General features: G+C 73.3%; 29 protein-coding genes. 10 read left to right on the forward strand and 19 right to left on the reverse strand.

Features of this window, described 5'->3' with window-relative positions:
• Positions 1 to 70 precede the first annotated feature (70 nt).
• Positions 71 to 1135 carry an SMI1/KNR4 family protein gene (locus J4557_RS10725; RefSeq protein ID WP_208266331.1) on the forward strand — a complete coding sequence of 355 codons (1065 nt, stop codon included), beginning with the start codon at positions 71 to 73 and terminating at the stop codon, positions 1133 to 1135.
• Positions 1136 to 1172: 37 nt separating this feature from the next.
• Here the strand turns inward: J4557_RS10725 and J4557_RS10730 are convergent, their stop codons facing one another.
• The 5 genes from J4557_RS10730 to J4557_RS10750 all read right to left on the reverse strand — a co-directional run bounded on the left by J4557_RS10730 (position 1173) and on the right by J4557_RS10750 (position 4597).
• A complete protein-coding gene (locus tag J4557_RS10730; protein ID WP_208266332.1) occupies positions 1173 to 2582 on the reverse strand; it encodes an SMP-30/gluconolactonase/LRE family protein in 1410 nt (469 codons plus the stop codon).
• Between the two features lie 32 nt (positions 2583 to 2614).
• Entirely contained in the window at positions 2615 to 3229 is a 615-nt protein-coding gene (locus J4557_RS10735) for a DUF4304 domain-containing protein (protein WP_208266333.1), read from the reverse strand.
• 174 nt (positions 3230 to 3403) lie between these two features.
• Positions 3404 to 3634 (reverse strand): DUF397 domain-containing protein, encoded by a 231-nt coding sequence (locus tag J4557_RS10740; RefSeq protein WP_208266334.1) that lies wholly within the window; start codon positions 3632 to 3634, stop codon positions 3404 to 3406.
• Positions 3597 to 3785 (reverse strand): DUF397 domain-containing protein, encoded by a 189-nt coding sequence (locus J4557_RS10745; RefSeq protein ID WP_208266335.1) that lies wholly within the window; start codon positions 3783 to 3785, stop codon positions 3597 to 3599. The genes J4557_RS10740 and J4557_RS10745 overlap by 38 nt, the downstream gene beginning before the upstream one ends.
• Complete coding sequence (locus J4557_RS10750; RefSeq protein ID WP_208266336.1) at positions 3782 to 4597, reverse strand: helix-turn-helix domain-containing protein; 816 nt, start codon at positions 4595 to 4597, stop codon at positions 3782 to 3784. Before J4557_RS10750 ends, J4557_RS10745 begins: the two co-directional genes overlap by 4 nt.
• Positions 4598 to 4695: 98 nt before the next feature.
• On the opposite strand from J4557_RS10750, the gene J4557_RS10755 reads away from it, so the two are divergent.
• Positions 4696 to 5124, forward strand: coding sequence for an ATP-binding protein (locus J4557_RS10755; RefSeq protein WP_208266337.1), 429 nt, complete (start codon positions 4696 to 4698; stop codon positions 5122 to 5124).
• Positions 5125 to 5161: 37 nt separating this feature from the next.
• On the opposite strand, the gene J4557_RS10760 is transcribed toward J4557_RS10755, so the two are convergent.
• The 3 genes from J4557_RS10760 to J4557_RS10770 all read right to left on the reverse strand — a co-directional run bounded on the left by J4557_RS10760 (position 5162) and on the right by J4557_RS10770 (position 7595).
• Positions 5162 to 6289 carry a CU044_5270 family protein gene (locus J4557_RS10760; RefSeq protein WP_208266338.1) on the reverse strand — a complete coding sequence of 376 codons (1128 nt, stop codon included), beginning with the start codon at positions 6287 to 6289 and terminating at the stop codon, positions 5162 to 5164.
• Positions 6286 to 6888, reverse strand: coding sequence for an RNA polymerase sigma factor (locus J4557_RS10765; RefSeq protein WP_208266339.1), 603 nt, complete (start codon positions 6886 to 6888; stop codon positions 6286 to 6288). Before J4557_RS10765 ends, J4557_RS10760 begins: the two co-directional genes overlap by 4 nt.
• A 95-nt stretch (positions 6889 to 6983) precedes the next feature.
• Complete coding sequence (locus tag J4557_RS10770) at positions 6984 to 7595, reverse strand: TetR/AcrR family transcriptional regulator (protein ID WP_208266340.1); 612 nt, start codon at positions 7593 to 7595, stop codon at positions 6984 to 6986.
• 101 nt (positions 7596 to 7696) lie between these two features.
• Between J4557_RS10770 and J4557_RS10775 the strand changes: the two genes are divergently transcribed.
• Both J4557_RS10775 and J4557_RS10780 read left to right on the forward strand, forming a co-directional pair.
• The gene (locus J4557_RS10775) at positions 7697 to 8347 is read left to right on the forward strand and encodes an FMN-dependent NADH-azoreductase (RefSeq protein ID WP_208266341.1); all 651 of its coding nucleotides are present in this window, start codon (positions 7697 to 7699) and stop codon (positions 8345 to 8347) included.
• Positions 8344 to 8664, forward strand: coding sequence for a DMT family transporter (locus tag J4557_RS10780; RefSeq protein ID WP_208266342.1), 321 nt, complete (start codon positions 8344 to 8346; stop codon positions 8662 to 8664). Before J4557_RS10775 ends, J4557_RS10780 begins: the two co-directional genes overlap by 4 nt.
• A gap of 75 nt (positions 8665 to 8739) precedes the next feature.
• Here J4557_RS10780 and J4557_RS10785 read toward each other — a convergent pair whose 3' ends face one another.
• The 3 genes from J4557_RS10785 to J4557_RS10795 form a co-directional block, all read right to left on the reverse strand.
• The gene (locus J4557_RS10785) at positions 8740 to 9867 is read right to left on the reverse strand and encodes a hypothetical protein (RefSeq protein WP_208266343.1); all 1128 of its coding nucleotides are present in this window, start codon (positions 9865 to 9867) and stop codon (positions 8740 to 8742) included.
• A complete protein-coding gene (locus J4557_RS10790; RefSeq protein ID WP_208266344.1) occupies positions 9864 to 10304 on the reverse strand; it encodes a hypothetical protein in 441 nt (146 codons plus the stop codon). Before J4557_RS10790 ends, J4557_RS10785 begins: the two co-directional genes overlap by 4 nt.
• Before the next feature lie 100 nt (positions 10305 to 10404).
• Positions 10405 to 11187, reverse strand: a complete 783-nt coding sequence (locus tag J4557_RS10795; RefSeq protein ID WP_307799630.1) for an inositol monophosphatase family protein — start codon at positions 11185 to 11187, stop codon at positions 10405 to 10407.
• A gap of 188 nt (positions 11188 to 11375) precedes the next feature.
• Here J4557_RS10795 and J4557_RS10800 point away from each other — a divergent pair, with 188 nt between their 5' ends.
• Positions 11376 to 11798: a Fur family transcriptional regulator gene (locus tag J4557_RS10800; protein WP_208266495.1), complete on the forward strand. Its 423-nt coding sequence runs from the start codon at positions 11376 to 11378 to the stop codon at positions 11796 to 11798.
• Between the two features lie 15 nt (positions 11799 to 11813).
• Positions 11814 to 14024 (forward strand): catalase/peroxidase HPI, encoded by a 2211-nt coding sequence (katG, locus tag J4557_RS10805; RefSeq protein ID WP_208266346.1) that lies wholly within the window; start codon positions 11814 to 11816, stop codon positions 14022 to 14024.
• Positions 14025 to 14095: 71 nt separating this feature from the next.
• Here the strand turns inward: katG and J4557_RS10810 are convergent, their stop codons facing one another.
• The 8 genes from J4557_RS10810 to J4557_RS10845 form a co-directional block, all read right to left on the reverse strand.
• Positions 14096 to 14530, reverse strand: a complete 435-nt coding sequence (locus J4557_RS10810; RefSeq protein ID WP_208266347.1) for a Fur family transcriptional regulator — start codon at positions 14528 to 14530, stop codon at positions 14096 to 14098.
• A gap of 92 nt (positions 14531 to 14622) precedes the next feature.
• Entirely contained in the window at positions 14623 to 15537 is a 915-nt protein-coding gene (locus J4557_RS10815; RefSeq protein WP_208266348.1) for an ABC transporter substrate-binding protein, read from the reverse strand.
• Positions 15534 to 16646, reverse strand: a complete 1113-nt coding sequence (locus J4557_RS10820; RefSeq protein WP_208266349.1) for an LLM class flavin-dependent oxidoreductase — start codon at positions 16644 to 16646, stop codon at positions 15534 to 15536. Before J4557_RS10820 ends, J4557_RS10815 begins: the two co-directional genes overlap by 4 nt.
• Complete coding sequence (locus J4557_RS10825; RefSeq protein ID WP_208266350.1) at positions 16636 to 17472, reverse strand: LLM class flavin-dependent oxidoreductase; 837 nt, start codon at positions 17470 to 17472, stop codon at positions 16636 to 16638. The genes J4557_RS10820 and J4557_RS10825 overlap by 11 nt, the downstream gene beginning before the upstream one ends.
• Positions 17469 to 18305 carry an ABC transporter ATP-binding protein gene (locus J4557_RS10830; RefSeq protein WP_208266351.1) on the reverse strand — a complete coding sequence of 279 codons (837 nt, stop codon included), beginning with the start codon at positions 18303 to 18305 and terminating at the stop codon, positions 17469 to 17471. Before J4557_RS10830 ends, J4557_RS10825 begins: the two co-directional genes overlap by 4 nt.
• The gene (locus J4557_RS51610; RefSeq protein WP_208266352.1) at positions 18302 to 19189 is read right to left on the reverse strand and encodes an ABC transporter permease; all 888 of its coding nucleotides are present in this window, start codon (positions 19187 to 19189) and stop codon (positions 18302 to 18304) included. The genes J4557_RS10830 and J4557_RS51610 overlap by 4 nt, the downstream gene beginning before the upstream one ends.
• Positions 19186 to 20190: an NrtA/SsuA/CpmA family ABC transporter substrate-binding protein gene (locus tag J4557_RS10840; RefSeq protein WP_208266353.1), complete on the reverse strand. Its 1005-nt coding sequence runs from the start codon at positions 20188 to 20190 to the stop codon at positions 19186 to 19188. Before J4557_RS10840 ends, J4557_RS51610 begins: the two co-directional genes overlap by 4 nt.
• The gene (locus J4557_RS10845; RefSeq protein WP_208266354.1) at positions 20187 to 21203 is read right to left on the reverse strand and encodes an ABC transporter substrate-binding protein; all 1017 of its coding nucleotides are present in this window, start codon (positions 21201 to 21203) and stop codon (positions 20187 to 20189) included. Before J4557_RS10845 ends, J4557_RS10840 begins: the two co-directional genes overlap by 4 nt.
• Before the next feature lie 59 nt (positions 21204 to 21262).
• Here J4557_RS10845 and J4557_RS10850 point away from each other — a divergent pair, with 59 nt between their 5' ends.
• The 4 genes from J4557_RS10850 (at position 21263) to J4557_RS10865 (ending at position 25600) form a co-directional block, all read left to right on the forward strand.
• Positions 21263 to 22054: an IclR family transcriptional regulator gene (locus tag J4557_RS10850; protein ID WP_243775564.1), complete on the forward strand. Its 792-nt coding sequence runs from the start codon at positions 21263 to 21265 to the stop codon at positions 22052 to 22054.
• Positions 22055 to 22157: 103 nt separating this feature from the next.
• Positions 22158 to 23372, forward strand: coding sequence for an acyl-CoA dehydrogenase family protein (locus J4557_RS10855; protein ID WP_243775604.1), 1215 nt, complete (start codon positions 22158 to 22160; stop codon positions 23370 to 23372).
• A 55-nt stretch (positions 23373 to 23427) separates the two neighbouring features.
• Positions 23428 to 23901: a flavin reductase family protein gene (locus J4557_RS10860; protein ID WP_208266356.1), complete on the forward strand. Its 474-nt coding sequence runs from the start codon at positions 23428 to 23430 to the stop codon at positions 23899 to 23901.
• Between the two features lie 76 nt (positions 23902 to 23977).
• A complete protein-coding gene (locus tag J4557_RS10865) occupies positions 23978 to 25600 on the forward strand; it encodes an ABC transporter substrate-binding protein (protein ID WP_208266357.1) in 1623 nt (540 codons plus the stop codon).

A 25600-nucleotide genomic window follows, 5' to 3' on the forward strand; every position in this document is an offset into this window, starting at 1 on the left:
GAGGCGAGGGAACGCCGCGAGAAAAGGCCCGCCGCGCCGGCGGCCACGTGATGGCGGTAGGGTCCGGCGGGTGGACGATCATGTTTCCGCCGCGGACGGTCTCCGGCGGGCGGGCGAGAGGCTGGCGGCGACCTTCCGGAGCGTCCCGGACGGCGGCGGCCCCGGCCGGGCGCCGCACATTCCGAGCGGTCCCTACCCGGACGACTACGTCGCGCTGATCTCCCGGACCGGACCGGGCACCCTCGCGGGCGTGCTCCGGCTCCTCGTCCCGGGCGGCGACGGCGGTTTCGGCATGGAGGCCGAGCAGCGCGAGCATGAGCCGCCGCACCCGGAGGCGAGGCTCTGGGGAGTGTTCACCGGCGGGGAGACGTGCTGGTGGCTGCCGTTCGGCGACGATCCCGCCCGGTGGCTGGTGGCGCTGGACGGCCACGGGCAGCAGCAGCTCAACCTCACCACCACCGAGTTCCTCGACGAATGGCTGGACGGCCGGCTCGACCTGCCGGTGCTGGCGCTGCCGCCCGTCCCGCGCGAGCGCACCCTGACCCGCGCCGGGCATCCGGTCGCGGCCCCGGCCGAGCCCGTCCGGGACGGCGCCCGGGATCCGCTGGCCCAGCTGCGGACCATCATCGGGCCGGGCCGTCCGGCCGCCGCCTATGACTGGGAGGCCATCGAGGCCGAATTGGGCGTCCCGGGGCTGCCCGCCGACTACAAGCGCCTTTACGAGGCGTACGGCGCCGACGGGCGGTTCGCCGTGAACGGCATTTTCGTCCAGGCCCCGGACGGCCTCGCGTCGCACCTCGCGGAGTACGGCCACATCTACCGGAAGTGGGCGGAGAACGACCGCAATCCCGCGAGCCCCGAGCGCCGCTACACGGCGTATCCGGAGCCCGGCGGCCTGCTCTACTGCGGCAGTACCGAGGGCCGCGACGTCCTGTGCTGGGACACAGCCGGCCCGGACCCGGACCGCTGGCCCGTGGTGAACCTGGGCTACAGCGAGATCGTGGAGTTCGGGCCGCTGACCGAGCTCCTCGTCGCCGAGCTGACCGGTGTCGGCCTGGACATGACGGACGCCTCCCTAGGCGACCCCACGGAATGGGCGTGGCCGTTCTGGGGCCCGCGCCCACCCCGCACCTGACCGCGCGGGGCCATTGCGGCGCGGGCGGTGGGGGTCGTCACTTGCCCGTAGGGAGGCGTAGCCGTATGACCGCTGACCGGTCGTTCGCGATGCCGCACTTGGCCTCGGTGGACGGGCAGGTGTCGACGGCGAGGTACAGGTATCCGTTCCCGGTCGAGAGCGCTTCGGCTCCGGCGGTGACGGCGGACAGGTCGCCGTTCCGCCCGACCTGGTAGACGGTCTGCTGAGCGTTGCGCAGCGAGCCGCGGAAGTCGAGCTGGGACTTCGTGAGGTCGCCGCTCCACCGGAACTTCGCGGAGATCCCGGTCGTGCCGCTGCCGGGCAGGGGATCGCCGGCGCCGTAGTAGAGGTCGCCGGTGGCCCGTTCCACGGCGATGCTCGATGCGTGTTCCGCGTCTCCGGCGCGCGGGGCGTCGACATATCCGTTGATCGCCTTGCCGAACGGCTTGAACGGTGCTTCCGGACGCTTGAGGGCGCCCGTGTCGCGGGACCCGACGACGGGATAGACCCGTTCCGTCGCGGTGGCGATTCTCAGGATCCCGCGACCGGTGTGCACGTACAGGTCTCCGCCGTTCCACGCCAGCGGCGCGTTGCCGTCCTCGGGGATGTAGGTCTCTTCGGCGGGGGCGCCGGTCTTGGGATCCAGGAGATTCGGATCCTTTTTGGGGGGTTCTTGCGCGGCACGGAGGGGAGTGCCCGCGATCACGGTCGCCCGGCCCGAGATCAGGCGGTGGACGAGAAGCGAATTGCGCTGGTTCTGCCGATCGCTGAAGAACACGGTCCCGTCGTCGGCGACCGCCACCCCGTTCACCGACAGAGGGGGGAGCCGCTCCGCCGGCGTCCGATCCGTGAGGGGGTGCTCGCGCGCCGTCGCCACGATCCTGGTCGCCCGCCCGTCCCTGGTGACCTTCCACAGACCCGCCGCGTCGAGCGCCAGATAGAGACTGCCGTCGGGTGCGGCGGCCGCCTGAACCGCCTGGTCCGACGCCCCGGTGCCGAATCGGTCCAGAGCGGGGACGCGCACCCGCTCGACGGCTCCGCCGGGATCGGCCGTCCACAGTTCGTAGCCTTGGGAATCCAACGTGAACAGGGCGACGTTCCCGTGCTCGTCCGTGGTCATGCTCTGCAGTTCCCCGGGCACTTTTCGCTGCGGTCCGCTGCCGCTGTCGCCGGTACCGGCCCCCAGGACGAATTCGACCGATGCGCCACTGGAGGAGCCGCGGAGGGCGAAACCGGCGACGACGGCCGCCCCGACGATGACCGGGACGAGCACCGCGAGAATCCAGCGGCGGCGTGCCAGGTTGGAGATCTGAATGACCGGCCTCCCAATGCATCGTTCGCCGTCCCGGCCGGGAGTAGCGCGGAAGTGACGAAAGCGGCGGCATCCTACCGGTCGCCCCTGAAGGTGAAGGCCGACGGGGACCAGCGCGCCGGTGAAGGTCGACACGTCGTCAGCGGTCCCGGTGACGGGGCCGCCCGTCAGGGTGACGGGCGGTTCAACGCCCGCTCGATGAGGTCATCGATGAATCCGGCGGCGCGAGGCCGGCCTGCGCAGGCGCGACGCAGCCCGACACACGCGGCACGCAATTCCGGCGTCGTGCCACGGTCGGCGAGCAACACCACCAGGGCATGCCAATCCCCCACCTGCTTGTCAGGCAACGCCGACAACTCGTCGACATAGCGGCCCGGCTCCAGCAACTCCGCAGCACGGCCCGCCGCGTGCGTCACGGCGGCGAGGAGATCGGTACGCAGCCGGTCAACGTCCGTACCGTCCGTCACCCGCCACCGGTGGGCATCGTCCGCACTCCTGGCCCTCCCTTCGAGGAGCCGGATCCCGTGAACGTCCCTCGCCTTTTCGATCGGGCGGTCAGCCCCGTGATTCCACTCCCACCACGCCCTCGGCACCACGGACGTATTGAGGTAGAACAGCCTGGCGTCCCAACTCGAGCCCTGCGACCCCTGTTTCTGGACCACGGCGACGCCCTCGGCGGTGACGAGCCGCCAGAGACCGCCAGAACCGCGCCAGCCCATCGGGCGAAGTGCGGTCCCGACATCTCGCATCAGGCCCCTGACGACCCCGTCGAGATCAAGCATTCCCCGACGATACGGTCCCCGGTTAGGCGAGTTCACACGCTCGCTGTGGTTGATGACGCTGCCTTGCGTTACTGCCGGAGCCCGCGCGGGCGCGTGCGGTCGGTGGCTCCGTGATGCGGAAGGCCCAGCGGCCGGGCCGCCAGGCCGTCCGGGGAGCTGCGTCGTGGGGGCCGGTCAGAGGGACGTGGTGCGCTTGATCCGCGTCAGGAGGGCGGCGAACTGCGCGGCCGTGAGGGTGAGGTGCCCAGCGTCCGGGTCCTTCGAGTCCCGCACCCCGAGACCGACCCCAGGCGCCAGCCGTCCCAGCTCAACGCAGTGCTCGTCATCGGCTCCGCCGCTGAAAGAACTCTTGCGCCACTGCACGGTCTCAGCGCTCCGTGTGCTGCTTGATCTGGTTGATGACATCTGTGAACTGTGCGGACGTGAGAGTGAGGTGTCCGCCGTCGGGGTTCTTCGAGTCCCGAACCCCTATGCCGGACGAGAGGCGTCCCAGCTCAACGCACTGGTTGTCGTTCACGCCACCGGTGTACGAACTCTTGCGCCACTGGACGATCATGTGTACCTCTCCAAGTACTGCCGGATGATCTCGCGGGAGGCTTCCTCTGAGGCAGCCTTGACGCCGATACGATCGAACGTAATCGAAAGCTCGCGCACCTCGCCAGGCGATTCGATCAAGCGCCCGCCGTTCAACGCGCCGGAGTATGCGACGTCCCGGTCCTCCAAGCCGATGATCTGCATCGAGCCGTCGACCCCCATGTGCTCGCCTGACGAGAACGGGACGACCCTGACGCTCACGTATGGCCGCTCGGCCAGTTGCAGCAGGTGCTCCAACTGCTTCCCCATGACCTCTGTGCCTCCGAACGGGCGTGCGAGTACCGCTTCGTCGATGATCGTCCAGGTGAGTAGCGAGTCACCCTTCTCCCAGTAGGCCTGCTTCTTGGATGTCCGGAATGCCATGACCGCTTCGAGATCCTTGAACTTGCTCGCCTTGACGCACGCCCAGGTGTAGTCGTCGGTTTGGAGGGCGAGTGGGACGACCTGTCCGTGGTAGGTCTTGATGGAGACGGCCTCCTGCTCGTAGCGGTCGATCTGGCGTCCCCAGTCCGGGTCGTGAGCCATTCGCGCGAACCAGAGCAGGACCTGGAACAGGACGCCGGTTCCGTAGGCCATGTCCAGCTTGCGCATTTGGTCGTCCTGGGGCCGTCGCCTGCCTGACTCCAGGTTGGAAACAGACGAGCGAGCGAGGCCCATGATCTCGCCGCACTGGGTCAGGGAGAGCCCCATCTTCTCGCGGAAGAACCGCATGGAGAAGGCCAGGAAGTGCCACATCGAGATCCTGGGGTCGAGGGGGTCGCGGACGATGGGCATCGCTTCTCCTGTTTTCACTATGCGTGACTACAGTGAAACTCTAAGTCAAGGCCATGACCCTTGCCACAAGAATCGAAAACTCGGGTGAGGGCGGGACGATGGTGATGACGACGGCGGGGGATCTGGTCATTCCCATGCTGGCGACGCCGGCGACGGTGGGGCTGGCGCGTACGCTTGCGGACGCGTGGATGTGCAAATGGGGATATTCCCACATTCTTGATGACGCGTTGCTGGTCGTCTCGGAACTCGTCACGAATGCGGCCCGCGAGACGCCGCACAAGGAGATCCGCTTCCAGCTCAGCCGGGACGCGCAGGGGATCATCATCGCCGTCTGGGACTCCGGCGTCGGCGTCCCGCGTCCGAAGCCGCTCCGGAGGCTCACCCTCGACGACCTCGACCTCTCCGCGGAGGCGTTCGACGACAACGGCGGCTGGGGCCTGCACATCGTGCAGGCCCTCTCGACCCGCTGCGGCGCGACCCAGGATCCGAACGGCGGCAAGTGGATCTGGGCCCGCCTGTCTCCGTGAATCCGCTCCGGCCGACGGTCGGCGCCTGGGACCCCGGTCAGCGCGGGGCGGTGTCGGTCCAGCCGGACGTCAGGTTCGCCACCGAGTTGATCAGCGAGCCCGGTGCGCGTCCCGCGTTCCTGCCCGCCGGCTTGAGGACGAGCTGCTCGTAGGCCAGGGCGGTCCCGGACGCCTGGTCGATGATCAGGCGGTGCTCCAGGTCCCCGTCGGAGGTGTGCTCGTCGATCGCGACCGCCGTGCCCTGGCGCCCCTCCGCGTCCCGCACCGAGCCGATCGTCCGGACGGTCGGCAGGTCGGCGATCATCCGGAAGGCCGCCGCGCGGACCCGGGGGGTCACCGGCATGGTGAGGATGATGTCGCGGGCGACCGAGAACATCCAGGAGTCGCCGGTCTTGTTCCTGGTCAGCGGCTCGGTGTCGGTGCCGGACCTGCCGAACCGCTCGACGAGCATCCGCTTGAGGCGGTTCGGGTCGGCGGGCAGCGTGCGCAGGTCCTTCATGGTGACGTTGCCGCCGAGCGAGAAGATCGCCCCGTCGGGCGGGAGGGCCCGGCAGGCGGTGGTGGGCGGGCCCGCCGCCAGCTTGCGTGTCATCGGCGCGAACCCCTTGCGGTCCATGGGGATCGAGAAGGCGGCGGGGGAGCCCGCGCGGCGCCAGACCGCCTGGTCGGCGGGCCCGGCCGGGCGGGTGCCGAGATCCTGCCGGCGGCCGCAGTCGCGCCCGGTAGGGTTGCTCGGCGTCCAGCCTTCGAAGCGCCGCGCCCAGACGACGGTGTAGTCGCCGGTCGGCGCGTGCAGCCGGTAGTAGAGGCGCGAGGTGCTCGTATCGTGCCAGTACCTGCGCATCGTGTCGTCCTGCCGTTCGGCGCTCTGCGCCGCTACGAGCAGCACCGTCCGAGCGGCCGGGGGCGGTGCGGTCGAGCGGTGCGGGCCGGTCTCCGGCGACGCCCCCAGGACGGGCACCGCGACGGCCGCCGCCGCGGCGACGGCGGTGAGGCCGAAGCCGCCGACCCACAGGCGTCTCGAAACGGCGGTGAGGCCGCGCGAGCGCCGAGCGGCGGCCCCGCTAGCGATGTCCCGCTGCACACGGGCGAACGCCGCGGCGGTCTCCTGCTCGGTGGGACGCGGCCGCCCGAGGGCTTCGCGCACCAGGTCGATCTCGTTCATCGGTCTGACTCCTCGGTGATGAGCGTGGGGTCCACCCCGCCCAGGGCGTCACGGAGCTTGCGGCGGGCCCGGTTCAGCCGGGAGGCCACCGTTCCGGGCTTGAGGCCGAGCGCCTCGGCGACCTCGGGATAGGTGCAGTCGCCGAGGGCGACCAGCAGCAGCACGTCGCGGTCCCCCGGCGACAGGCCGCGGAGCGCCTCGGCGAGGCTGCCTCGCACGAGACCGGCGCTGACCTGGGCCACGACCTGCTCTTCATGCCCCGTCTGGGGACCGGCGGCGGGCGTTCTGGCGAGCGTCCGCAAGTAGCGGGCCTCGCCGCGCCGGTGCATCGCCACCAGGTTGGTGGCGATGCCGAACAGCCACGGCCGCAGGGCGCCGCGCGCCGGGTCGTACCTGTCGCGCCGCCGGTAGGCCGTCAGGAACGTCTCCGCGGCGATGTCGTCGGCGGCGTCGGGGCCGAGCCGTCCCGCGACGTACCGGTGGACGTCGGGGAAGTGGCGGTGGAAGATCTCAGCGAACTGCTCAGGCTCATGCCACGATGCCTCGATCCCCACGGCGTCGTCGCGGAGCGGGTCCGCGGCGGCGGGGGTGTGGCTCATCGTCACCTCGTCCTTCGCTGGGGCGATCGGTCACCCCTACTCCGCCGCCCGTGCCGCAACCCTTCACACGGACAGGACCGGCGACGCGCCGCAGCTCAGCGAGAGGGCGTGGTGCTGGTGACGGCGTGGGCCAGGTGGGTCAGGGACTCGGTGATCTGGGGCGGGGTCAGGCCCTGGCGGCGTTGCTCGGCGTAGACGTCGGGGGCCAGTGGGGCGAGCAGGGCGTCGGTGAGGGCGGCCGGGTCCGGGGTTCCCGCCTCGGTCAGCAGCATCCGGACATGGGCGCGCCAGAAGCCGTAGGCGCCGGCGGCGAAGCGCGCCGCGCCCTGCTCGGCTCCGAGGACGAGCGCGATGTGGTCCTCCAGTAGCTCGACCATGGCGGCGTAGAAGGCGGCCAGGCGGTCGCCGGGGGGCGCGCCGGGGCCGAGCGGGGGATCGCCGCGCAGCAGGCGCTCCTGGAGCGCGCGCTCGTGCTCGTCGAGGAGCGCCCGCGCGATCGAGACGGTGTCGGGGTAGCGGCGGTAGAGCGTGCCCCGCCCGACGCCCGCGGCCTTGGCGACGTCGTCCATGGTCACGGCGCGCGGGTCGCGGGAGACGAACAGCTCGGCGGCGGCGGCGAGCACCTTGGCGCGGTTGCGGGCCGCGTCCGCGCGCTCGCGCGGCGGGCCCGCGGGACGTCCGCTGAGCAGGTCGGTACGGGGCTCCATGACGGCGACTCTAGTAGCGATGTGGACAAAGTGTCCACATCGTTGCTACCGTCGGGCCCACTTCAAGCGGACACCATGTCCAGTTAGAGAGGGAGTCGCTCATGGCCACGTTGCTGCACCTGGACGCCAGCGCCCGGCGCCGTTCGATCAGCCGCGAGATCGGAGACGCCTTCGCCGGGGCGTGGCGGGCCGCCCACCCCGAGGGGACGTACGTCCACCGGGACCTGGCGGCCGACCCCGTCCCGCACATCGGCGAGGCGTGGACGGAGCTGTGCGACCACGTCCTCGCGCACGGCATCACCGACATCGACCGCTACAAGGAGGCCGTCCGCACGCCGGAGCAGGCCGAGGCGTGGGCGGTCGTCGAGCCGCTGCTGTCCGAGCTGGTGGCCGCGGACGTCGTGCTGATCGCGACGCCGATGTACAACTACTCGGTCCCGTCGTCGCTGAAGGCGTGGCTCGACCAGGTGACCTTCCCGCGGATGTCGCTCGCCGGACGGCGCTTCGTGGTCGCCACCGCGCGCGGCGGCGCCTACGGGCCCGGCGCCCCCAAGGCCCGCTTCGACCACCAGGAGCGCTTCCTCCGCGACTTCTTCACAGGCCACTTCGCCGTCGAGGACGCCGTGTTCGTCGCCGCGGACCTGGCCAACTCCCGCGTCGACCCGGCCCTCGCCCACCGGCGCGCGGAGCACGACGAGCTGTACGCCGCCGCGCTGCGCACCGCCCGCGACCTCGGCGGGGAGTACCGATGAACTGGCTCGTCCTCGGGCTGGCGGGGCTGGTCGAGATCGCCTGGGCGCAGAGCATCAAGCCGACGCAGAGCTTCACCCGGCCGCTGCCGACCCTGGTCTGCCTGGTCCTCATGGTGGCCGCGGTCTGGCTGCTGGCCCAGGCGATGCGGACCCTGCCGGTCGGCACCGCGTACGCGATCTTCACCGGCATCGGGGCGGTCGGCGCGATCGCGCTGGGCGTCGTCGTCCACAGGGACCCGCTGACGGCCGGGCGCATGACAGCGCTCGCCCTCATCGTCGCCGGCCTGGTCCTCGCCCGCGTCACCAGCCCGGAGTGACCCGGGCCGGCGGGCGGCGAGCCGGACCCCGGCCCGCGCGAGCCCCTGGCCCGCCGCGGGGATCGCCCGGGAGCGTCAGGAGTCGGTTTCGGTGAGCGGGTCGGTCGCCGACGCGAACCGCGCGTCCGAACCGTCGTCGGCCTGGGCCGGCCTTCTCCAGGTCCTCGCCGGGTCCGGGCTGTCGAACATCCAGTAGACGTTGTCCGGGTCGCCGGTCACGCGGAACGGCCTCCCGTGGTCGTCGATCTTGATCTGCTGGCTCTCCCCGTTGAGGACGGCCTCGATCGTCAGCGTGAACTCGCAGCTGCGGTGCCGGGTCTCCAGGGCGACGATGTCGAAGGACTCGGTCCCGGAGGCCGGCAGCGTGAAGCCGAAGTTCCTCGCCTGCCTCGCGTCGGGCGCCGGCCTGTCCGCGGGGCCGATCCACTGTTCGTTGACCTTGGCGAAGAGCAGCGGTCTCGGGCCGGGGGAGTCCAGGTCGAGGAGAACGGCCTTGGGGGACAGCGGGTCCGCTCCGCCGCCGGACCAGAGCCGCGTTCCCTTGAGCGGCGGTCCGTAGTGAAGGTCGGTCACCCGCATGCTTCGCAGGTAGACGGCGCCCTTGGTCACGTTCTGGATGGTGGTGTTGAAGAAGAGATGGTTGACCGCGATCCCGTTGCGCTGCTGGACGAACCGGTAGAAGCCCATGGCAGGTCTCTCGCCGGTGTCCGGTGGCCTTCCGACGACCTTCGCGGGGTGCGGGATGAGCCAGTCCTGGTTCCGGCCGTAGAGCTCCACCAGGTCCTGCGTCCCGAGCTTCAGCGGGTTCATGTCGGAGACGGGCTTGACCAGCGGCTTCGTGACCGCCTGCGGCGAGGTCGCCGCGGTGCCGGGAGCGCCGGTCGCGCCGGCCCCCGCGGTCCTGCCCGGGTCGGCGCCGCCCGAGCCCGGCCTCCAGTGGTCGCGCACGTAGAGGGCCGCGGCGACCACCACGATCAGCGCCGCGAAGAAGGCGCCGCCGACGAGAAGCGGGGAGGGCCTCGATGATCTGCTGCCCGGCGCGCCCGGCCCGCGGTCGGCCGGCGGATAGATCGTCACGTCCCTGCCGACGCCGCTGACCACGTAGAAGTCTTTCCCCTTGTTGCCGGAGACGTTCTGGTCGGCGGGCTCCGGCGGGTCCGGGGACGCGGCGCCGTCCCCGGGCGGGGTGGTTCCGGCCGTCACGTGTCCACCTGGGCGTCCCCGCCGACGCCGTCGACCAGAGTGGCGTCACCGGAGATCTGCGAGCGGCTGACCGACTGGCCGCCCGGAGGCGGTGGTGAGGCCGGGCCGGGCGGGGGCGCGGGCGCGGGGCCGGGAGGCGGCGCGCTGCCTCCGCCGATCCGGAGGCTCCCCTGTACGTTCCTGACCACGGTGAGCCTGCCGCCGACGGTCGAATCGGTGACGCTCTGCCCGCCGCCCGTCCCGCCGCCGGAACGGGGCCTGTCGAGGAATGCGCCGTACGCGGACATCGCCAGGCTCGCCAGCGCGATGAACGCGCCGAGCACGCTGGCCGTCTTGTCCGCCTTGTCGAGGCCGACGGCGGCGAAGTACGCGGCCAGCGCGCACACGCTCGCCAGGGCGACCACACCGCCGAGCCATTTGAGTATCCGGCCTGCCATGGCAGCATCTTCGCCGCCAACCCAAGATCAAGGCGGTGGGCGGCGGAGCCGATCGCTGGCCGGTGTAGGTCAGCGGCCCGCGGGCGCGTCGGCCGGGCCCCTACCTGTTGATCATTTTCAGGAGGGCCGAGTGGGTCGCGGGGTCCGCGGCGGCGATGAGGCCGCCGGGGCCGGTGTGCGGCGGGCCGCCGTCGAGGCCGGTCACGACGCAGCCGGCGGCCTGGCAGAGCGCGATGCCGGCGGCGAAGTGCACGCTGTCGCGGAGGTGGCCGTCGGTCACGTAGGCGGCGCGGCGCCCGGCCGCCACCCACGCCACGGCCAGGGTCGTCGACACCACGCGGGGACGGAACCGGGCGGCGAAGCCCGCGTCGGCGAGGAGGCCGGCGGCGCGGAACGCCGGGGCGTTGGGGAACGGCGGGTCGAGGTTGACGTCCACGAGGTTCGAGGCGGACGAGGGGGCCAGCGGCGCGTCGGTGCCGCCGGCGCGGACGCGGGCGCGCGTGCCGTCCGTCCAGAAGACCTCGTCGCTGAACGGGTCGGCGGACGCCGCCGCGATCGTCCCGGAGCCCGCGCGGAGGGCGACGTTCACCGCGACCAGCATGCTCCGGACGGCGTAGTTCAGCGTCCCGCAGAGCGGGTCGACCAGCCAGCGGCGGCCCGCGCCGTCCGGGCCGGTGCGGCCGCTCTCCTCGCCCGTCACGGCGTCGTCCGGGCGGGCGGCGCGGAGGACGTCCATGATCGCCTGCTCCGCCGCGAGGTCGGCGGACGTGGCGAAGTCGCCGCCGGGCTTGCCGAAGCGGGCCAGGGACGTGCCGTACATCTCCCGGACGACGGAGGCGCCCGCCCGCGCCGCGCGCACCGCCACCTGCGCATCGTCTTCCACGGGGGCGTCCGCGGGGGCGTCCAAAGAATTCTCTGCGGCGTTCTCCACGGGGGCGCAGCCTAGCCGTGCGGGGCCGATCCGCATCCTGGACCTGACCTGGTCAAGAACTGGGTTCCTACAAACACTTGACTCATTCAAGAAAACGCGGCAGCCTGTCGGACGTGGCCACGACCGTGGAGATCCGGCAGATGCTGCGCGGGGCCGCCCTCCGCGTGACCCGTCCGCGGGTCGCGGTGCTGGAGGCGGTGCACGCGCATCCGCACGCCGACACCGAATCGATCATCAGCGCCGTGCGCGGGGACGTCCCGAAGGTCTCCCACCAGGCGGTCTACGACTCGCTGCGCGCGCTGACGGAGGCGGGCCTGGTCCGGCGGATCCAGCCGGCCGGCTCCGTCGCGCGGTACGAGGCGCGCGTCGGCGACAACCACCACCACATCGTGTGCCGGTCCTGCGGGACCATCGCCGACGCCGACTGCGCCACGGGCGAAGCGCCCTGCATGACCGCGCCCGACGGCAGCGGCTTCTCGATCGACGAGGCCGAGGTCACCTACTGGGGCCTGTGCCCCGACTGCTCCACCGCCCACCGTTCCTCATCCGCCAACCTCGCGTAGCCCTGGAGGGAACCCATGTCCGAGAACAACGAAGCCGCCGCGGGCCAGTGCCCTGTCGCGCACCAGCGCGCCCCGCACCCGACCCAGGGCGGCGGCAACCGCGGCTGGTGGCCCGACCGGCTCAACCTGAAGCTCCTCGCCAAGAACCCGCCGGTGACGAACCCGCTGGGGGAGGACTTCGACTACGCGGAGGCGTTCAGCAGCCTCGACCTCGCCGCCGTGAAGCAGGACATCGCGAACGTGCTCACGGACTCGCAGGACTGGTGGCCCGCCGACTTCGGCAACTACGGGCCGCTGATGATCCGCATGGCGTGGCACAGCGCGGGCACCTACCGCGTCAGCGACGGCCGCGGCGGCGCCGGCGCAGGCCAGCAGCGCTTCGCGCCCCTCAACAGCTGGCCGGACAACGCGAGCCTCGACAAGGCCCGCCGCGTCCTCTGGCCGGTCAAGAAGAAGTACGGCCGCAAGATCTCGTGGGCCGACCTGATGGTCCTCGCCGGCAACGTCGCGCTGGAGACGATGGGCCTGAAGACCTTCGGCTTCGCCGGCGGCCGCGAGGACGCCTGGGAGGCGGAGGAGGACGTCTTCTGGGGTCCCGAGACCGCGTGGCTGGACGACGAGCGCTACAGCGGTGAGCGGGAGCTCGAGAAGCCCCTGGCCGCGGTGCAGATGGGCCTCATCTACGTCAACCCGGAGGGCCCGAACGGCAACCCGGACCCGCTCGCCGCGGCGCGCGACATCCGCGAGACGTTCGCCCGCATGGCGATGAACGACGAGGAGACCGTCGCGCTGATCGCGGGCGGCCACACGTTCGGCAAGACGCACGGCGCGGCCCCGGCCGACGCCATCGGCCCCGAGCCCGAGGGCGCCCCGCTGGAGGACCAGGGCCTCGGCTGGAAGAACAGCCACGGCACCGGCAAGGGCCGCGACTCCATGACCAGCGGCCTCGAGGTCACCTGGACCAACACCCCGACCAAGTGGGACAACAGCTTCTTCGAGATCCTCTTCGGGTACGAGTGGGAGCTGGAGAAGAGCCCGTCCGGGGCGAACCAGTGGCGGCCGAAGAACGGCGCCGGGGCGAACACGGTGCCCGACCCCGAGGACGGCACCCTCAACCGCGCGCCCGGGATGCTGACGACGGACCTGTCGCTGCGCTTCGACCCGATCTACGAGCCGATCTCGCGCCGCTTCAAGGACAACCCCGACGAGTTCGCGGACGCGTTCGCGCGCGCCTGGTTCAAGCTGACCCACCGCGACATGGGGCCCGTCCAGCGCTACCTCGGCCCCGAGGTGCCGAGCGAGACGCTGGTCTGGCAGGACCCGGTCCCGGCGGTCGACCACGAGCTCGTCGACGCGCAGGACGTCGCCGCGCTCAAGGCCCGGCTGCTCGACTCCGGCCTGTCGGTGTCCCAGCTGGCCGCCACCGCGTGGGCGTCGGCCGCCTCGTTCCGCGGTACCGACAAGCGCGGCGGCGCCAACGGCGCGCGCATCCGGCTGGAGCCGCAGCGCAGCTGGGAGGTCAACAACCCGGCCGAGCTCGCGACCGTGCTGCGCACGCTGGAGCAGGTCCAGGAGGCGTTCAACGCCGAGCAGACCGGCGGCAAGAAGATCTCCCTGGCCGACCTGATCGTGCTCGGCGGCTGCGCCGCCGTGGAGAAGGCGGCCAAGGACGCCGGCCACGACATCGAGGTGCCCTTCACGCCGGGACGCACCGACGCGTCGCAGGAGCAGACCGACGTCGAGTCGTTCGAGGTCATGGAGCCCACGCACGACGGGTTCCGCAACTACCTCGCGAAGGGCAACGCCCTGCCGGGCGAGTTCCTCCTCATCGACCGGGCGAACCTGCTCACCCTGAGCACCCCGGAGATGACGGTGCTGCTCGGCGGCCTCCGGGTCCTCGGCGTGAACCACGGGCAGTCCGACCTGGGCGTCCTCACCGACCGGCCCGGGCGGCTCACGAACGACTTCTTCGTGAACCTGCTCGACATGGGCACGGTGTGGAAGGCGACGAACGAGGAGTCGGAGACCTACGAGGGCCGCGACGCCTCGGGCGAGCTGAAGTGGACCGGCAGCCGGGCCGACCTGGTGTTCGGCGCGAACGCCGAGCTCCGCGCGGTCGCCGAGGTCTACGCCTCCGACGACGCGAAGGAGAAGTTCGTCCAGGACTTCGTCGCGGCGTGGGACAAGGTGATGAACCTCGACCGGTACGACCTGAAGCGGGCCTGACACGACGGCGGCCGGGCCCGGTCCTCGCGGACCGGGCCCGGCCGTCGCATGCTCGGTCGGAGGCGCCCCGGTCAGCCCGCCTGCTCGCGGCACCGCGGGCACAGGCCCCAGAACGTGACGTCGGCCTCGTCGATGAGGTAGCCGGCGTCGTCGACCGGGTCCAGGCAGGGCGGGTGGCCCACGGCGCAGTCGACGTCCTTGACGGCGCCGCAGTTGCGGCACACCAGGTGGTGGTGGTTGTCGCCGACGCGTCCCTCGAAGCGGGCGGGGCTCCCGGCGGGCTCGATGCGGCGCACCAGCCCGGCCTTGGTGAGGGCGTGGACGGCCTCGTAGACGGCCTGCAGGGAGATGTGGCCGACGCGGTCGCGGACCCCGGCGGCGATCCCTTCGACGTCGAGGTGGTCGCCCTCGCGGACGGTCTCCAGCAGCGCGACGCGGGCGGCGGTCACCCGCAGGCCGGCACCGCGCAGCTCCTCGGCGGTGGTCGGGGTCTGCGATGCGCACATGACCCGCAGATTACCTTAACAAAGAGCGAACGATTCAAAACAGCAAACGCTACAACTCTGTACCTCCGTTGGGAAGGGCGACACCCGTGCGATCAGGACGCGGGTGCGGAGACCAGAGCGTTGACCTCCGGCAGGACCGCGTCGGCGACGGCCACCGGGCGCGGGATCAGGCCGTTGGCGTGGAAGAGGTCGGCGGCGTGCTGCTGCTCCGCGACGAAGCCCTCGTCCACCGGGTTCAGGCCCCAGGGGCGGGTCCGCAGCGCATGCTCCCAGGCGCCCGCGTCACCGCCGTCGTCGGCGGCGAACAGCTCCGCGGCCGCGCGCGGGTTCGCCTCGATCCAGGCGTCCGACTCCTTCAGCGCGGTGACGATCGCGGCCAGTTCGTCGCGCCGCTCCGTCGCGAACGCCCGGCTGGTGAACCACAGCGAGCGGTGGCTGAACAGGCCGGGCGTCTCGATGACGGTCCGGACGGGACGCTGCCTCTCGACGTCGGTGAGGTACGGGTAGGAGCCGACCCAGGCGTCGACGTCGCCGTTCAGGAACAGCTCGGCCGCGTTGCCGTAGGCGTCCACGGGCTCGATGTCGCTCCAGGTCAGGCCCGCCTTCTCCAGTGCGAGCAGCAGCAGGGTCGTCTGCCAGGAGCCGTGCCCGAGCGCGACGCGCCGGCCCTTGAGGTCGGCGGGGCCCGCGACCGGCGAGTCGTCCGGGACGACGATCCGGCCGTTCTCCACGCGCGGCCCGGAGATCGCGACGTAGACGACGTCGTGCCCCTTCGCCTGCGCGGTGACGGGCGGGGTGGAGCCGGTGCCGATGAAGTCGTAGCCGCCGTCGAACAGGTGGTCGCCGTGCCCGGACGGGAGGCCCTCGGTGGGCGCGGGACGGTCGCCGGCGGGCAGCGACCGCAGGTCCACCCACTCCACGTCCGGGACGGTGCGTTCGAGGATGCCGCGGTGCCGCAGCACCCACAGCGAGTTGTTCTGCGGGAAGTAGCCGACGCGCAGGGTCATGCGATCTTTCCTTTCAGGAGGGGGAGGACGTGGCGGCCCACACGCTGGGCCTCCTCCAGGTGCGGGACGCCCGCGAGGATGAAGGCGTCCACACCGAGGTCGATGAGCTCGTCGAGCCGCCCGGCGACCTGGTGGTAGTCGCCGACGAGCCCGAACAGCGGGCCCGGCCGGAGCCGGTTGAAGCCGCCCCACACGTTGGGCTGCACTTCGAGGTCGCGGAGGTCCGAGCCCGCGTCGGCGGTGAACGCGCGGCCCCGCTGCCAGCCCACGGACTCGGACGCGTCCGGGGTCCGCGGCGCCTCGCCGAGCCGCGCCCAGCCCCGGCGCAGCTCCTCCCACGCCTCCTCCTCGGTCTCGCGCGCGAGGACGTCGACGCGGACCGCGAACTTCGGGGGCGTGTCGCTGTGCTCGCGGACGAGGTCGAACTTCGCGGCGAGCGCGTCGAACGGTTCCAGCCAGGACAGGTAGTAGTCGGCGTGGCGGCCGGCGGCGGCGATCGCGGCGGGCGAGGAGCCGGAGAAGAAGATCTCGGGGAACGGCTGCCCGCGCAGCTCCGGCGGCAGCGCCGCGCCCTCGACCCGGTAGAAGCGGCCCTCGTGGTCGAACGGGCCGTCCCACACGCCCTTCAGCACGTCGAGGAACTCCGACGTGCGGGCGTACCGGTCGTCGTGCGCGACCTTGTCCCCCCACCACAGCTGCTGCGGCCCGCCGCCCCCGGAGATGATGTTGTAGACGACGCGCCCGCCCGTCGCGGCCTGCAGCGACGCCGACATCCGGGCGGCCTGGACGGGATGCAGGAACCCCGGCTGGAACGCGATCATGAACCGGTAGGCCGCGGTCTCCCCGGCGAGCGCGGCGGCCGCCGCCCACGGGTCGTCGGTCTCGGGGAACGACGGCATCAGCCCGCCGACGAACCCGGACCGCTCGGTCGCCCGCGCCACCTCCGCCATGTAGTCGAGCGGGCCGTGGCCGTCCGGGGCGCCGCCGCGCAGGCCGGGGCCGAGGCTGCCCGGCAGGTACGGGCCGAAGCCGCCGCGGGTGATGTCGCCGAGGCGCAGCGCGGGCGCGTCGCCCTCCATCGCGATGCGCCAGTAGATGTCAACCGACACCTTCGGTCTCCTTCCGCAGCAGGGGCAGGACGCGCTGCGCCAGCCAGTACGTGGTGGCGGGCGCCGCGTCACGGTCGGGCGTCGCCGCCGGCTCCACGAAGAACTCGGCGATCCCCTCGCCGGCGCGGCGCAGGATCTCGTCGGCGAGCGCCGTCTCGTCGTGTCCGCCGGCGCGCAGCCGCAGCGCCGCGTCGACGCCGTCGGGGACGAGGCCGGGATCGTCGTCCGGGCCGATGAGGTGCGCGTCGGCGTGCCGCGCGGACAGCGCGAGGGCCTCCGGCGACGTCCCGGACAGGTACACGCGCGGGAACGGGCGCGGGACGCGGGAGCCGGGGAGGCCGCCGTCCAGCACCTGGAAGTGCTCGCCCTCGAAGGTGTACGGGCCCTCGCCCCACACGCCCTTCGCGATCGTGAGGAACTCGTAGGCGCGGGCGTAGCGGGCCGGGCCGTCCAGGAAGTCGCCGTGCGCGCGCGCCACGTCCGGGGCGAGGTCGACGGCAAGTCGCCACGCGAGCCGCCCGCCGGTGTAGCGCTGCAACGACGCCGACAGCTTCGCCGCGTAGACGGGCGTCGCGATCGCCGGGTGGAATTCGGCCGCCACCTGGACGTGCCGGGTGTCGCGCAGCACGGCCGCCGCGAGGACCAGCGGATCGTGGCCGGCGGGGTCGAACGGGACGAGCACCCCGTCCAGCCCGCCCAGCTCGGCGGCGCGGCCCACCGCGCGATGCTCGGGCTCGACGGCGCGCGGGCGCACGTCGGTGACGAAGTCCGGCAGCACCGCCCGTCCGGGCGCGCGGGTCGGCGCCACGACATGCAAGCGGGTCAACGTATCGCTCCTTCCGAGGGCCGTCCGGCCTTCTCCTTGTCGGGCCCGCGCTCGGGCGCGGGCTCGCGCTCGGGCTCGGGGACGGGGTCGCCGAGCCGGACGCCGAGGTCGGCCAGCAGGCGGCGGCGCAGCGCGGTGAACTCCGGGTCGGCGGCGTCGCGGGGGCGCCGCGCCGTCACCCGCTCGTCGGTGACGAGCCGGCCGTCCCGCAGCACCGCGACCCGGTCGGCCAGCCGGATCGCCTCGTCCACGTCGTGCGTGACCAGCAGCACCGCCGGGCGGTGCGTGCGGACCAGGTCCCCGACGAGGTCCTGCATCCGCAGCCGGGTCAGCGCGTCGAGCGCGGCGAACGGCTCGTCCAGCAGCAGCAGTTCCGGCTCGCGGACCAGCGCCCGCGCCAGCGCGACGCGCTGCGCCTCGCCGCCGGACAGCGTGTGCGGCCAGGCCCGGGAGTGGTCGCCCAGGCCGACCTCCGCGAGCGCCCGCCGCCCCCGCTCCTGCACGGCGGCGCCGCGCGGCAGCCCGACGACGACGTTGCCGAGGACGCGCTTGGACGGCACCAGCCGCGGCTCCTGGAACACGATCGTGCGGGCCTCCGGGACCAGCACAGTGCCGCCGTCCGGGCGGTCGAGGGCGCCGAGGATGCGCAGCAGCGTCGTCTTGCCGGTGCCGCTGGCGCCGAGGAGCGCGAGGAACTCGCCGCGTGCGATGTCGAGGTCGACCCCGTCCAGGACGGCGCGGGCCCCGAAGACCCGGCGCAGGCCCCGCAGGTGCACGGCGGTGCCCGCCGTGCCGGTGCCGGTCGTGCGGGTGCCGGTCGTGCCGCCGCTCATCGCGCCGCCTCCTTCGCCCGCCACGGCATCAGCAGCCGCTCGGCGCCGCGCGCCAGCAGGTCGGCGGCCAGCCCGAGCAGCCCGTACACCAGCACGCAGACCGACAGGATGTCGGTGCGCGAGAAGCTCTGCGCCTGCGTCATCAGGTAGCCGATCCCCGACGTGGAGTTGATCTCCTCGGCGGCGATCAGCGCGATCACGCTGAGCGTCATCGACAGCCGGAACCCGGCGAGCAGCGAGGGCAGCGCGCCGGGCAGCACCACCTCGCGGACGAGCCGCCACCCGCCGAGGCCGAAGGCGCGCATCGCCTCCAGCAGCCGCCGGTCCACGTTCCGGACGCCGCCGGCGGTCGAGACGTACATCGGGAACGTGGTGGCGACGGCGATGAGGATGACCCGCGCGGACTCGCCGATCCCGAACCACACCATGAACAGCGGGACGAGCGACAGGAACGGCAGCGCGCGCAGCAGCTGCAGCGGCGAGTCCAGCAGCTCCTCGCCGAGGCGGGAGAAGCCGGTGACGACGCCGAGCAGCAGCCCGGCGGCGAGGCCGCACGCCAGGCCGAGGACGGCGCGGGTCAGCGAGACCCGCAGCGCGCCGGTGAGCTGGCCGTCCGCCCACAGCTCGCGGGCGGCGTCCGCGACCGTCGCGGGCGAGGCGAGCACGTCGGGGCTGAGCACGCCGGTCGCGGACGCCAGCCACCAGCCGCCGAGCAGCGCGAGCGGGCCGAGGGTGCGCAGGGCGACGGTCACGCCGCGCCGCCGCGGCCTCGGGACGCGCGGGCGCGGGACGACGAGCCCGGCGTGCGCGCCGCCGGCCTCCCTGCCGCCGGCCTCCCCGGAGGCGGCTCGAGCGGGCGCGGCGTGAGCGGAGGCGGCGGTCACGTCCCGCTCCCGGGCAGCGCCACCACGTACGGCTTGACGTCCACCGCCGTCGGGGTGATCTTCTGGTCGGCGAAGAACCGCGCGACGCTCGCGAAGCCGTCGAGGTCGGCGGCGCCGATCGGCTCGGCGGTCGCGCCCTGCGCGAGGTTCTGCACGGTGAGCCGCTCGGCGTCGCCGCCGACGGCCTGCGGGCCGGCCTTGGTGAACACGTTGACGTAGGCGCCGGGGTTCTTGATCTGGTCCTGCCCGCGGTCGTGCAGGTACTGGTAGAACGCCTTGACGACCTCGGGGTGCGCGTCGGCGAGCCTCGTCCGGACGGCCCACACCGAGTAGTTCTGCGACCCGATCTGCCCGCCGTTCACCAGGAAGCGCGCGCCGGTCGAGGCCATCTCGGGGAGCGAGTACGTCGCCCACACCGCCCACGCGTCGACCTTCCCGGAGTTGAACACCGGGGCGGTCTGCGCGGGGTTGAGGTAGACGCGCTTCACCTGGTCCGGCTTGATCCCGGCCGCGGTGAGCGCCTTGAGCAGCAGGTACTCGGCGGTGCCGCCCTTGTTGACCGCGACCGACCTGCCGATCAGATCGCGGGGCGTGCGGATCGGGGAGTCCTTGCGCACCAGGATCCCCTCGCCGGTCCTGTCGGGGGCGATCCGCGCGAACAGCTTGAAGCCGGGCTTCTGCGCGAGCGCGGCGATCGCGGAGGTGATCGAGCCCTGCGCGAAGTCCAGCTCGCCGGCGTTCAGCTCCTGCGCGGCGGGCGCGAACGGCCCGGCGCTGCCCGTCCACGCGACCTTGGCGTGCACGGCCGACAGCGCCTTGGCCAGGCTGCCGTCCTTCTTCCCGGCGGCGAGCACCCCGGAGTTGCCCGGGTCCGGGACGCGGATGGTGACCGTCCCGCCGCCGGACGCGCCGGCGTCGTCCGAGCCGCCGCAGCCCGCGGCGGCCAGCAGGACCGCGAGGGCGCCGGCGGCCAGGGCCGGGAGGGCGGGGAAGCGCTTCATGGATGCTCCTGTGCGACGAAGGCGAGCCGCGGGACGAGGTCGCGCGCGGCGGCGAGGGGTGCGGGGTCGGCCCAGGCGGACACGTCCACCGGGGCGTCGTGGAAGCCGTGCCGGCGCAGGAACTCCTCCTGGCCGGCCAGCAGGTCGAGGCGGTCGGCGTCGAGCGCGGCGTGCAGCTCGCGGTGGAAGCCGTCGCCGTAGGCGCGGGCGACGCCCTCCGCGCCCGACCCGGTCTCGTCCGCGAGGATGCGGGCGAGGTCGCCGGGGTGGGCGCGGGCCCAGTCGGCGGCGCCGAGCAGCACGGCGAGGAACCGGACGACGAGGTCCGGGTGCTCGTCGAGGAGCCGCTGGTCGACGGTGATGGGGCGGGGCGTCCCGTTGTTGACCCGCCACCGGCGGTCCGGCAGGGCGTCGAGGTCGATCGCGACCTCCGCGCCGTAGCGGGCGGCGGTCTCCACGGCCACCGAGCCCTTGGTGTAGACGGCGTCGACGCGGCCGTCGCGCAGCGCGGCGAGCTCGGCCTCCCACTGGCCGGGGAGGGCGTCGCCGTCGAGCTCGACGAGCTCGGCGTCGGCGAGGGTGAGCCCGGCCTGGCGCAGCGCGCCGTCGAAGCCGCGCAGCGCCATCGCCCGCCAGAAGTCGATCTCGATGGCGCGGCGCGGGACGGCGAGCCGGCGGCCCTTCAGGTCGTGCGGGCCGTGCAGGCCGGCGCCCGGCCGGGCGAGCACGACCTGCCGCTCCTCGAACCAGGTGAGGCCGACCAGGCGGGTCGGCGCGCCGGTGGACCGGGCCCACAGCGCGGGGACGTTGCCGCCCTCGCGGACGAGCGTGGGAAGCCGGTGGCGGAAGTGCTCGCCGCGGTCGGGTCCGGCGCCCGCGTCCTGGAGGGAGCGGACGGCGATGCCGTCGGCGGCGAACTCCGCCGCGAGCCAGCCCTGGTCTGCGGCGATGCCGGTGGCGGTGGGGACGGGACAGCGGGTGAACCAGAGGTCCGCGGGACGGGTGTCGGCCATGCCGGGAGTATTACCGACAATACCTACCAACTCAATATAGATCCCATATGGTGGGAACCATGGCACACCCTCCCCCCGGCGGGCAGGCCGTGCGGCGCGCGCTGGACGTCCTGCTCTGCTTCCGCGACGGCGCCCCGCCGCTGACCGCGTCCGGCATCGCCCGGCGCCTCGGCCTCAGCACCTCGACCGCGCACCGGCTCGCGCAGACCCTCGCGGGCGCGGAGTTCCTCGCCCGCGACGCGTCCGCCCGCTACCTCCTCGGCCCGGCGGTGACCGAGCTGGGCCTGCTGTCGTTCCACCGGCAGGGCCTGCACCGGGTCGCGCCCGAGCTGGACCACCTGGCCCGCGTCACCGGCACGACCGCCGACCTCGCGATCCGCAGCGGCGACCACGCGGTGCTGCTGGCCGGCGGCACGGTGCGGCGCACCGAGGACGGCGGCGGGCTGCGCCGCCCGCTGCACTCCACCGCCCTCGGCAAGGTGCTGCTCGCCTGGCCGCGCCCCGGCGCCGACGACCTCGCGGAGCTGGCGCCGCTGCGCCCGCTCACCGGCCGGACCATCGCGGACGTCGGCGAGCTGCGCGCGGAGGTGGAGCGGGTCCGCGCCGCAGGGCACGCGATGAACGACGGAGAGTCCGCCGAGGGCGTGCGCACCCTCGCCGTCCCGCTGCTGGACCGGTCCGGCCACGCCCGGTACGCGCTCGCGCTGCGCTCGACGCCCGAGGTCGTCACGGACGCGCGCGTCCCGTGGTTCCTCGCCCACGCGCAGTCCTGCGCGCGGGCGATGGAGGTGCTCCTGCTGCCGCCGGAGGACCGCCGGAGCTGGCCGGGGCAGGGCGCCTCCCGCCCATAACATGTATTTCCTACTGTTTTAGTTGATTTTTCGCCGGATGGGTGCTTACACTCCCCGCGTCCGCCGGGACGCTCCCGGCCCTTGGGAGACGACCGTGACCACCATGTGCGACGAGCCCGCGCAGCGGGTCCCCCCGCGCGACCACGCGGGCTGGCTCGCCCTGGCGCGGACCACCGCGTCCGGCCCGGACGTGGACGACCCGGACGGCCGCCACGCCGGGCGCCCGCAGTCGCGCGGCGCGGAGGCGCTGCGGCGGGCCGGGCTGTTCGCGCTGCCGATCCCCGCCCGCCACGGCGGCGGGGGCGCCACCTGGCGCACCGCGTTCCAGGTCGTGCGCGAGGTCGCCGCCGCCAACGGCGACCTCGGGCTGCTCCTCGGCCACCACTACCTGCTGTCCTGGACGCCCGCCCTCCACGGCACCGAAGAGGACCGCGCGCGGGTCTGGCCGGTCGCCGCCGCCGGCCGCCGGCTGTGGGGCGGCGCCACCGACCCGCGCGACACCTCGCCGACGCTGGCGCCGCGCCCGCACGGCGGCTTCACCCTGGACGGCACGACGGCGATCACCTCCGGCGCCGCCCTCGCCGACCGCCTCGCCGTCGGCGCGACCCGCGCCGGCACCGGCGAACCGCTGGTGGTCCTGGTCGATCCGGCCGCGCGGGGCGTCGCGCGCGCCGAGGGCGGCGCCGGCGGCGCGTCCAGCGGAACGGTCCTTTTCTCGGGCGCCGCCGTGAGCGAGCACGACGTCATCGGACGGCCCGGCCCGGCCTCCACCGCGCTGATGGCCCCCGCCGTCCAGATGGTGTTCGCGCAGCTCTACCTCGGCATCGCCGAAGGGGCCCTCGGCGCCGCCCGCGCGCACGCCGTCGCCCGTTCGCGGCCCTGGCCGTTCGGGCAGGCGCGGCGGACCGGCGGCGACGCCTACCTCGCCGGCGCCTACGGCGGCCTGCTGGCACAGGTGCGCGCGGCCCGCGCGCTGGCGGACCGGGCCGCCGACGACCTGGCCCCGGCCCTGCACGGCGCCGCCGCCGGGCCGCAGAGCGCGGAAGGCGCCGAGGGCGCGGCGCCGCCGGACGTGCGGTACCGCGAGACGGCGGTCCTCGTCGCGACCGCGAAGATCGCCGCCGCCCAGGCCTCGCTGGCGGTCGCCTCCCGCGTGTTCGAGCTGGCCGGACCGGACTCCGCCCGGACGGCTCCGGGCCTGGCCCGGTTCTGGCGCTACGCCAAGACCCTGCACGACCCGGTCGCCCACCGGCAGGCCGAGGTCGGCCGGGAGTTCCTGACCGGCGAGTTCCCTCCCGAAAGGAAGGCCCCACCGTGACCCCGACGTCCCCCTGGCCGACTCCCGCGCCACCGTCCTCCGGGCGAGCGGCGCGATGACGGCGCTCGACCTCAACCTCCGCCGCGTCTACGGCGCCTATCCCACCGGGGTCGCGGTCGTCGCGGGCCTGGCGGGCGGGCGGCCCGCCGGCATCGCCGCCAGCTCGTTCGTCCCCGTGTCCCTCGACCCGCCCCTGGTGTCGGTGTGCGTCGCGCACACGTCCACGACCTGGCCGCTGCTGCGCGAGCTGCCCCGCATCGGGATCAGCGTGCTCGGCGCGCACCAGGAGGACGTCGGCCGGCGGCTCGGCGCCCGCACCGGCGACCGGTTCGCCGGGGTCGCGTGGCGGTCCACGCCGGGCGGCGGCGTGCTCGTGGAGGGCGCGTCCGCCTGGTACGAGTGCACGATCGAGCAGCGGGTCCGCTCCGGCGACCACGACATCGTCGTGTTCCGCGTCCACGACCTGGACGCCGCCCCGGACGTCCCGCCGCTGGTGTTCCACGCCAGCGCCTTCCGCCGGCTCGGCTGAGTATTTCCTACTTTGTTGGTCGGTATTGACGGATACATGATCGCCCGCTTACGTTGGCCGTGATCAGGAGACCGTGATGGGAGAGATCCACGTGAGAGCGACGCCGCGCCCGCTGAGGAGCGCCGCCGTGCTGGCGGCCGGACTGGCGGCGCTGACCGCGTGCGGATCGGGCGGTGGCGCCTCCGGCGGCGGCACCGGGACGCCCCGCACCGGCGGCACCCTGACCTTCGCCGTCGGATCGGACGCGGGCTGCGCCGACCCGCAGCAGGTCGCCAGCAACGACACCATCTACTCGGTGCGCCAGCTCGTCGACTCGCTCACCGACCAGGACCCGTCCACCGGCAAGATCGTGCCCTGGCTCGCGCAGAGCTGGACCATCGGCGACGACGCCCGGACGTTCACCTTCCACCTGCGGCCCGGCGTCACCTTCAGCGACGGGACCCCGCTGACCTCCAGGGTCGTCAAGGCCAACTTCGACGCCGTCCCGAAGCTCGGCCCGCTCGGGCTGCTGGCGGAGGGCTACCTGAGCGGCTACCAGGGCACCGACGTCGTCGACGACCTCACCTTCACGGTCCGGTTCAAGCAGCCGAACGCGCAGTTCCTCCAGGCCACCGCCACGCACTCGCTCGGCATCGAGGCCGAGGCCAGCGTCCGCAGGACGCCGCAGCAGCGGTGCGCGGAGGGCATCGTCGGGTCCGGGCCGTTCACGCTCCAGAAGTACGTGCCGAGCCAGTCGATCACGCTGGCCGCCCGCAAGGGCTACGCGTGGGGCTCGTCGCTGTGGAAGAAGCCGGGCGCCGCCTACCTCGACCGCGCCGTGTTCACGATCCTTCCCGAGTCGGGCGTGCGGACCGGCGGGCTCCAGTCCGGGCAGGTCGACGCCATCGGCAGCGTCGGACGGGCCGACGAGTCGGCGCTCAAGGCGTCCGGCGTGCGGCTGATGGCACGTGCCAATCCCGGCGTCGTCTTCGGGCTCACCCCCAACAACACCCGGTCACCGCTGAACGACGAGAAGGTCCGGCAGGCGATCGCGCTGGGCGTCGACCGGCAGCAGATCGCCCAGACCGTCTTCCCCGCCGGGACGCACCCCGCCACCAGCGTCCTCGCCCACACCACGCCCGGCTACGTCGACGTCGGGGCCGCACTGGCGCACGACCCCGCGCGAGCGAAGTCGCTGCTGCAGTCCGACGGCTGGACGCCCGGCAGCGACGGCGTCCTGCAGAAGGGCGGCAAGAAGCTGAGCGTGACCGCCACCTGGGCCCCCGTCGCGGCCACCAACAAGCCGGCACTGGAACTGCTCCAGCAGCAGCTCAAGACGATCGGCGTGCAGCTCGCGCTCAAGGAGCAGCCCATCGCGCAGCTCGCGCAGATCCAGACGTCCGGCAACTTCGACCTGCTGTTCGGCAACATCACCCGCGCCGACCCGGACATCCTCCGCAGCTCGTTCTCGACCAGGCTCGCCAATTTCTACAGGCTCCCGGGCACCGGCCTGGACGCCCTCCTCGACGGCCAGGCCGCCGAACCCGACCAGGCCAAGCGCCTCGACCTCGTGGCGCAGGCGCAGCGGCAGATCGTCCAGCACGCCTACACCGTCCCCGTCGTGGAGCTGCAGACCGAGCTGGGCGTCGCGAAGAAGGTCCACGGCCTGCTGTTCGACGCGTCGAGCCGCATCCAGCTCCACGACACCTGGATCGGCTAG

Origin of the sequence: Actinomadura nitritigenes (genome assembly GCF_017573545.1) — a bacterium.
GTDB lineage: Bacteria > Actinomycetota > Actinomycetes > Streptosporangiales > Streptosporangiaceae > Spirillospora > Spirillospora nitritigenes.